Source organism: Lentzea kentuckyensis, from assembly GCF_002150765.1.
Taxonomy (GTDB): Bacteria; Actinomycetota; Actinomycetes; order Mycobacteriales; family Pseudonocardiaceae; genus Lentzea; species Lentzea kentuckyensis.
The window spans coordinates 1-1,977 of sequence record NZ_MUYM01000159.1; the positions used below are offsets into that span (position 1 = coordinate 1).

Consider the following 1,977-nt stretch of genomic DNA (forward strand, 5'->3'; position numbering starts at 1 on the left):
GCGGCTACCGGATCGAGCTGGAGGCGATCGAGACGTCCCTGGCCCGCTGCGAGGGCGTGCAGGAAGCGGCCTGCCGGGTCCAGGGCGAAGGCCCGGCGCAGGCGATCGCGGCACATCTCGTCGTGGCGGACCGGATGCGCCCGCCGCACGTGGAACGTNNGCGGGCGGAACTTCCGTCCTACATGGTGCCGTCGATGTTCGGTCTGATCGACGTCCTGCCGCGCAGCGCGGGCGGCAAGCTCAAACGTGCCGACCTGCCCGTGCTCAGCATGCCCGAGCGCCGTCGCCATTCGCGCGGTGACACCGGCAGGATGAATCCGGTCGAGATGGTGATCGCCGTCGCGATCTGCGAGGTGTTCGACCTGGCCACCGGGGGTGTGTCAGCGCAGGACGACTTCTTCGACGACCTCGGCGGCACCTCGTTGCAGGCCGCGATCCTCATCTCCAAGCTCAGGGCCAACCCGATCACCGAGGCCATCACGGTCCGGGACGTCTACGAGGCGCGCACGGTCATCGGGCTGGCGCAGCGGGTCAGCCCCGGGACACAGGCACCGCAGGAGCCGGCGCCGGAGCCCACGGTGGCCTCCGCTCGCGACGCGGCCGCGGTGACCGCCGAGCAGTCGTGGTGGCTGGCACTGGAACTCCTTCTCCTCGCACCGGTGGCCTACCTGGTCACCTTCAAGTTCCTGCCGTGGGTGGCCGGCCTGATCGGCCTGCTGCCGCTCGTGCTGATCGTGCCGGTCGTCCTCGCGCCGCTGAGTCTCGTCTGGACACCGATCTCCGTGTGGATCGCCGTGCGGGTGAAGACGATGCTGATCGGCCGCTACCAGCCGGGACGCGCTCCCGCGTGGGGTGATCTCCGCGTGCGCATGTGGATCGTGCAGCACGTCGTGCGCATCATCCCGTGGAAGAGCATCGCCGGGACGGAGTTCCAGTGCATGGCGTTGCGCGCGCTCGGCGCCAGGATCGGCCAGCGCGTGCACATCCACCGTGGCGTCAACCTGACCCAGGGCGGCTGGGATCTGCTGGACATCGGCGACGACGTCACGCTCGGTCAGGACGCGCACCTCGGGCTCGTCCAGTTCGAGCACGGGCAACTCGTCGTCGGCCCGGTCCGGATCGGCGACGGGGCCACCGTGGACACCCGAGGGAGTCTCGGCCCCGGCTCCCGGATGGGACGCGACTCCTGGCTCGCCGCACTGTCGTCACTGCCGGCCGGTCAATCCATTCCGGACGGTGAGAGGTGGGACGGCGTGCCCGCCCAGCTGGTTGGGCCGGCGCCGCGACCACNNTCTTCGGTGTGGTCGCGGCGCTGACGTGTCTCACCCTGATGATCACCGTCGCGTTTCAGGCCTTCGTGGCACGGGCACTGGGCCCGGTGACGGAGAAGGTCATCAGCCGCTGGAGCCCCGCGTACATCCGGATCTGGCTGAAGACGGGGCTGGTCGACTCCGCCAACAAGTGGCTGTCGGGTGGCCTGTACTGGCCGACCTGGCTGCGCTGGGCCGGCATGAAGGTGGGTCGCGGCTGCGAGATCAGCACGATCATCGACGTGGTCCCCGAGCTGGTCCACATCGGACCCGACACGTTCTTCGCCGACGGCATCTACCTGGGCGGGCCCAGAATCCAGCAGGGCGCGGTCACACTGGCCGAGGTCCACCTCAGCGAACGGACGTTCCTGGGCAACCACGCGGTCATCGCGGGCGGCCAGCGGCTGCCGTCCGACATCCTGATCGGGATCAGCACCGTCGCGGACGACCAGGTCGTCCGGCCGGGCAGCTCGTGGTTCGGGCATCCGGCCTTCGAACTGCCCCAGCGCGAGGTCGTGCGGGTCGACCGGGCGCTGACCCACGAGCCCTCCCTGATCCGGCGGATCAACCGGCTGTTCTGGGAATGGCTGCGGTTCACGCTGCCCATCGCCCCGCTGGTAGTCGTGACCGCCTGGTTCTGGGGGATCGCGTTCGCCGCGAAGATCCT

Annotated in this window: 1 protein-coding gene and 1 pseudogene; both read left to right on the forward strand. The window is 69.7% G+C overall.

The annotated features are described in order from the left end of the window. Positions 1-326: 326 nt before the first annotated feature. Complete coding sequence (locus tag B0F77_RS44385; protein ID WP_425435822.1) at positions 327-1,316, forward strand: acyl carrier protein; 990 nt, start codon at positions 327-329, stop codon at positions 1,314-1,316. After that, positions 1,301-1,977, forward strand: a pseudogene (locus B0F77_RS50310) (non-ribosomal peptide synthetase); the annotation flags it as partial. The gene B0F77_RS44385 and the pseudogene B0F77_RS50310, both read left to right, overlap by 16 nt.